The 5,820-nt window shown below is 40.7% G+C and carries 6 protein-coding genes; 5 read left to right on the plus strand and 1 reads right to left on the minus strand.

The window, feature by feature from the left end:
- Window positions 1-77 precede the first annotated feature (77 nt).
- From FLK61_RS00410 to mobV, 5 genes are all read left to right on the plus strand, one after another.
- The gene (locus FLK61_RS00410; protein ID WP_014475552.1) at window positions 78-239 is read left to right on the plus strand and encodes a hypothetical protein; all 162 of its coding nucleotides are present in this window, start codon (window positions 78-80) and stop codon (window positions 237-239) included.
- 916 nt (window positions 240-1,155) lie between these two features.
- Entirely contained in the window at window positions 1,156-2,175 is a 1,020-nt protein-coding gene (locus FLK61_RS00415) for a protein rep (protein ID WP_010890183.1), read from the plus strand.
- Window positions 2,176-2,391: 216 nt separating this feature from the next.
- Window positions 2,392-2,832, plus strand: coding sequence for a DUF2712 domain-containing protein (locus tag FLK61_RS00420; RefSeq protein ID WP_010890184.1), 441 nt, complete (start codon window positions 2,392-2,394; stop codon window positions 2,830-2,832).
- A 103-nt stretch (window positions 2,833-2,935) separates the two neighbouring features.
- Window positions 2,936-3,496, plus strand: coding sequence for a signal peptidase I (lepB, locus tag FLK61_RS00425; RefSeq protein ID WP_010890185.1), 561 nt, complete (start codon window positions 2,936-2,938; stop codon window positions 3,494-3,496).
- A 334-nt stretch (window positions 3,497-3,830) separates the two neighbouring features.
- Window positions 3,831-5,279, plus strand: a complete 1,449-nt coding sequence (gene mobV / locus FLK61_RS00430) for a MobV family relaxase (RefSeq protein WP_011255099.1) — start codon at window positions 3,831-3,833, stop codon at window positions 5,277-5,279.
- 10 nt (window positions 5,280-5,289) lie between these two features.
- Here mobV and FLK61_RS00435 read toward each other — a convergent pair whose 3' ends face one another.
- Window positions 5,290-5,769: a DUF3967 domain-containing protein gene (locus FLK61_RS00435; protein ID WP_010890187.1), complete on the minus strand. Its 480-nt coding sequence runs from the start codon at window positions 5,767-5,769 to the stop codon at window positions 5,290-5,292.
- Between the last annotated feature and the right edge of the window lie 51 nt (window positions 5,770-5,820).

Below are 5,820 nucleotides of genomic sequence, written 5' to 3' on the forward strand. Positions count from 1 at the left end.
TTTAGAGCCATTTAAAAAGAAAGCTGTTCCGTTCTTTTATCAGGTTGGGACTGTATTTAGTTTATGGGGGAGTGCCAATGAGTGATTTTGAAACAGGAATGAGATATGTAAGAGCAACCCTTGGCTTTGAGGGTTTAGTGCTGACGGAAGAAGAGGAAAAGCTTTTAGAAAGACGGTTTCATGGAGAAATCACAGAGGAAGAATACATACAAAAAGCGTTTGAGCTTTCTTTGATGTGATGTACCTGCAGGGGCTTATAATATTCATAGCTGTTGTTAGAACCTAAACCCTTTTACCGTTTTTGGCGGTGAGGGTTCTTTTTTTTTAGGCAGTGATGCGATTTTGGCGTGAGTCAACGGTAACCGGACCGTAGGGAGGATTAAGGAGTTGACTCGCTCAGCGCCACCCGAACCCTTTCAGCACTCAAACAAACCCGTTTGTTTGACGCCAACCGGCGAGGGAGCCCCCCGAAGAAGCGGGGGGTTGGGGGGATTGAATGCTGGCATCCAACGGCCGTCCGTTGGTGGGTTTGGGCAAAGCCCAAGAACTGTTGCAAGGCTCGTTGAGAATAAAGAATGCTTTTCAGGATGCTTAGAATCGTTTCTGAGAGCTTCAAATAAAAAAGATGACCTTTTATAGGGGGAAGCTCTTAAAATTGAATGTAGGGGCATTTAAACACGTTTAAAAATAAAAAAAGCAGACTCTTTAGAGTCCGCCTTGTTATTTTTAACCCAGTGCTCCATTTTCGGCTGTTTGGAAATCTTTTGAGATGCCGAACCATCCATTTTCTTTTGTTCCATGAAAAAAGTGCTTTTGGATGCTTAAAAAGGCTTTTTCGTATAAAAAAAGCCGATTTTTGAAAAAAAAATCTCCCCCCCTGCGGGGGAAGAATGGTTTTGATCTTTGGGTTTTAGGTTTTAAAAAAAGCCGGCTGTTTTCAGCCGGCTTTTTTTCGATTTTGGCGGAGCCGAAATCGGGTCTTTTCTTATCTTGATACTATATAGAAACATCTCAAGGCGAAAAAATAGCCCCCATCCCTTATTTGTCAAGGGTTTGACGGCTTTTTGACATGTAGAAACTCCTTCCGCTATTATTAAAGTGCCCACTAAAATAATAGAATGCTAGATTACTAGCTCAGAAGGAGTTTTTTTGTTCATGTATTCATCTGAAAATGATTATATCATCCTTGAGGACAAGACCGCAACAGGTAAAAAGCGGGATTGGAAGGGGAAAAAGAGACGGACGAATCTTATGGCTGAGCACTATGAAGCTTTACAGAGTAAAACTGGTATACCTTACTATGGCAAAAAAGCTGAGAAATTGTGCAGTTGTGCGGAATGTCTTTCGTTTAAACGAGACCCGGAGACGGGCAAATTAAAGTTGTATCAAGCTCAGTTTTGTAAAGTGAGGTTATGCCCGATGTGTGCGTGGCGTAGGTCTTTAAAAATTGCTTATCATAATAAATTAATCGTTGAGGAAGCGAATCGGCAGTACGGTTGTGGATGGATTTTTCTCACACTGACGGTTCGGAATGTCGAGGGTGACGGATTAAAACCCATGATTGCTGACATGATGAAAGGATGGAACCGCCTTTTCGGATATAAACGAGTTAAGGTAGCGACTTTAGGTTATTTCAGAGCTTTAGAGATTACCAAAAATCACGAAGAAGATACATATCATCCGCATTTTCATGTGTTGTTGCCTGTGAAGAAAAGCTATTTTACTCACAATTACATTAAGCAGTCTGAGTGGACGAGCTTATGGAAAAGGGCGATGAAACTGGACTACACGCCGATTGTTGATATCCGAAGAGTCAAGGGAAGAGCTAAAATTGATGCCGAACAGATTGAGAGCGATGTGCGGGAAGCCATGATGGAGCAAAAAGCTGTTCTTGAAATCTCTAAATATCCGGTTAAAGATACGGATGTTGTGCGCGGCAATAAGGTGACAGAAGACAATCTGAACACGGTGTTTTATTTGGATGATGCGCTTTCTGCCCGCCGGCTTATTGGTTACGGTGGCATCTTGAAGGAAATTCATAAAGAACTAAACCTCGGTGATGCGGAGGACGGCGATCTCGTCAAGATTGAGGAAGAAGATGACGAGGTGGCGAACGAAGCATTTGAAGTTATGGCTTACTGGCATCCAGGCATTAAAAATTACATAATCAGATAAAAAGCAGGCGTTGTTCCTGCTTTTTTTATACTCTAATAGTCAAATCAAGAGTTAATTTTAGATGTAATTGTGAGAATTAGAGTGGCTGACCAGTATTTGAAACTTCTTGGGCTACTTTCTTAACTTTATATTAAAACTATGTATATATGTGTTGTTTTTTCTATTATTTTGATATTATTTACAAGTATTGAAATTTTGCTAGGAGGGAAAGTTTTTATGGTTACCACGATTGGTAAAAGTAAGATGTGGGTAGGTATTATTGTTGTATTATCTTTATTATTGGTATCTTTTTCGCCTGCTGTAAAGGCTGATACTAAGGATAAATATTATTCTACAACTTCTACCCAATCTTCAACAAAAAGTTATCGTAAAGCTAATACTAGTGGGGTCTATGTGAAAGTACTTAAAGCTGGACGTTCTCGTGATGTTGCTATTTCAGTTTTTGCTGATGCGAACAAAGGGAAAGGAAAGCCACATTGGGTAAATGTTTCTGGTAGCGATGGCGCTACTCTGGGAAAATACGTGACTGCAGGGCATACATATCATCTTACAAACTATGCTGTAGAACGTTATGGAAAGAATGTTCCTATACAATTATTTGTTTCTAATGGTTCTGGCAAAAAAGTTGAATTTTATTGGAGTCCCGATTGTAGATAGTCCAAATAGCAGATGATGAAAAAGCAGGATTAATCCTGCTTTTTTATTTTTGTTTTGGTAAAATGTGATAAGCGGGTTTTGAAATATAGAGGAGGAAATTTCTTTGACAAAAGAGAAAGTTTTCAAAAAGAAAAGCTCTATTTTAGAGTGGGGCAAGGCTATTGTGATAGCTGTTATACTTGCTCTTCTTATTCGGAATTTTTTGTTTGAGCCATATGTGGTAGAAGGGAAGTCTATGGATCCCACTTTGGTTGATTCTGAAAGATTATTTGTAAATAAGACTGTGAAGTATACAGGTAATTTTAAACGAGGGGATATAATAATTTTAAACGGAAAGGAAAAAAGCACACATTATGTGAAGCGATTAATTGGTTTACCTGGAGACACTGTAGAAATGAAGAATGACCACCTTTTTATTAATGGAAATGAAGTTAAGGAACCATATCTTTCTTATAATAAAGAAAATGCTAAGAAAGTGGGTATAAACCTTACAGGAGATTTTGGACCAATTAAAGTTCCAAAAGATAAATATTTTGTTATGGGCGATAACCGACAAGAATCAATGGATAGTCGTAATGGGCTTGGACTCTTTACTAAAGATGATATTCAGGGAACCGAAGAGTTCGTATTTTTTCCATTTAGTAATATGCGAAAAGCTAAATAATTTTTAGACCGAAACAGGCTATAAGGTCTGTTTTTTCATTTTGTTATGAACATTTAGCACACAGATCAAAGTTTTCATAGTTTGAATGCTTTGATAGCAGCAAAGGGTATTTCTGATTTTCTGCCGATCTCTCATCGGCGGAAAAGTCGGGTCGGCGGACAGCCGACAAGTGGCACGAACTTTCGATGCGACAGCGAGAATGAGAGAGCCACCAGCACCGCAGGTCGCACGTCCAAATTTGCCATGGGCATAATTTGGTGTAGTGCGTTACACCAAAGATAAACTTTGTGTTACCATAACCCCTATACAGTGGTCTGAATCGGGGGTTTTTCTCATGGCAAATTATGCAGTCATCAGGATGGAAAAATACAAAAAAGATAGATTGAATGGAACGCAAAAACACAATCAGCGGGAGTTTCAAAAAAGCAAAAATGAAAATATTGATCGGGAGCGGACGCACTTAAATTATGATCTAGTGAACGAGAAACCGATTAGCTATTCAAAAGCGATTCATGAAAAAATTGAGGGGCGAGTCAAACGGAAGGTCCGAGCGGATGCTGTTTTGGTCAGCGAATTTTTGATCACGGCAAGTCCTGACTATATGAATGGGCTGAGCGATGAGGAGCAGCGGCGCTATTTTGAAACAGCGGTTGATCATTTGAAAGAGAAATACAGCGCTGAAAACATGCTTTATGCTACAGTCCATATGGATGAAGCGACTCCTCATATGCATGTTGGTATTGTACCGATCACAGAGGACGGCCGACTCTCTGCGAAAGATTTTTTTAATGGCAAATTGAAGATGAAAGCCATTCAAGATGATTTTCATCGGCACATGGTTGAAAACGGTTTTGACCTGGTGCGCGGCGAACCAAGCGAAAAGAAGCATGAGAATGTTCACCAGTATAAAATAAATCAGCGGCAAGCGGAGCTTGAGCGGCTTAATGCTGAAATTGCTTTAAAGGAAAAGCAGAGAGAGGAACTGGAAAAGCAAAACAAAGCTGTTCAAGCAGTTATAGAAGTGAAAAAAGAATCGCTGACAGCTAAGGCTGAAGAGTTGAAAATGCCGACTATTGAACATGAAAAAGCGTGGCTCAAAAAGGATAAAGTCATTGTGCCAGAGCGGGAACTCCATGCTTTGTATGCCTATGCGGAGCAGAAAACTAAAACGGCAGCCGAGTTGGCGGGGCAATTGAAGTCGGAAACGCAGGAAAAGGAGCGCTGGCAGTCTATCGCCCGGCAGGAAGCAGATCGGGCGGATGAAAAAGACCAACGGCTTCAGGAACTGCAGAGTAGGATCCATTCAGAAGTTGAAGCGTCCAAAAAGGAAATGCGGCGCAAGCTTGCAAAGGAATTTACGGAAGAACAGCGTCAGGATCTTCGGCAGGAAGTGAAAGAGGAACTGACGACTTTACGAACGGAAAACGAGGAACTGTCAGCTGAAAATAAAGTTTTGATCATTCAAAGAAATAGCGAAGCTGCGGAGAGCCTAAAACTAAAACAGGAACTTGATAAGAGAAACGGGCAGTATGCTGAGGTTTTGAGTTTCGCCAAGAAGCAGAATCAAACGCTTGAAAAAGTGGCTGGAGAAAACAAGGCGTTAAAAAAAGAAAATAAGACACTAAAAGAGAGAGTTGCCGTACTGGAACAATGGAAAGACAAAATGGTTCAGTGGGCTAAAGAAAAATTACCAAAGATGCGGAAATTAGCGGCATCGTTTTTCCGTACGGCTGGAATGCCTAGAGAAGCCAATAAATACAAGGACAATGAATTAGAGCGGTGAAAACGGGCAATCAATTGCCCTTCCAAAATTTCCACCACTTTTTTTGTTTGGTGGCTGCGATCATTTTTTGTGTCTCAAGGGACTCACGTAATGCAGCGGTGAGTGTCTCGTGCCTTTCTTGCTGTCTTTTTTCGAATCGTTCCATCCGTTCTGCCATGTGGCGGTTGAATTCTTCCTGTCGTTTCATGAATTCGACTAAAGGATTGTCCTGTAGCGATGTAGCGGTATCCGATATGGTCAGTTTAGAACGATATAAGCTTGCTATGTGCTTTACCGTTTCGTCGAGTGAGTGTCCATTGATCTTAGTCATTGTACATAGATACTCTAAAGTCTTTACGTCATCCTCGGTATAGAGTCGCCATCCTTTCGAATCTTTATTGAACGAGTAGCCTTGTTCTTCAAGCATACTGGCATACTTGCGGACAGTTACTGGCTCTATACCGAGGTGTTTTGCGACGTCCTTTGATGATAATTTGATTCCCATATCCATAACGTATCACCTCGTAAAAAGGGTTCGCTATAGTGAGGGCAAAGCCCTTTA

The organism is Paenalkalicoccus suaedae (assembly GCF_006965545.2).
Taxonomy (GTDB): domain Bacteria; phylum Bacillota; class Bacilli; order Bacillales; family Salisediminibacteriaceae; genus Paenalkalicoccus; species Paenalkalicoccus suaedae.

Bases quoted from the DNA above. Each gene is read 5' to 3' on its own strand.
- FLK61_RS00410 (WP_014475552.1), top strand. From the start codon at position 78: ATGAGTGATTTTGAAACAGGAATGAGATATGTAAGAGCAACCCTTGGC.
- FLK61_RS00415 (WP_010890183.1), top strand. From the start codon at position 1,156: ATGTATTCATCTGAAAATGATTATATCATCCTTGAGGACAAGACCGCA.
- FLK61_RS00420 (WP_010890184.1), top strand. From the start codon at position 2,392: ATGGTTACCACGATTGGTAAAAGTAAGATGTGGGTAGGTATTATTGTT.
- mobV (WP_011255099.1), top strand. From the start codon at position 3,831: ATGGCAAATTATGCAGTCATCAGGATGGAAAAATACAAAAAAGATAGA.
- FLK61_RS00435 (WP_010890187.1), bottom strand. From the start codon at position 5,769: ATGGATATGGGAATCAAATTATCATCAAAGGACGTCGCAAAACACCTC.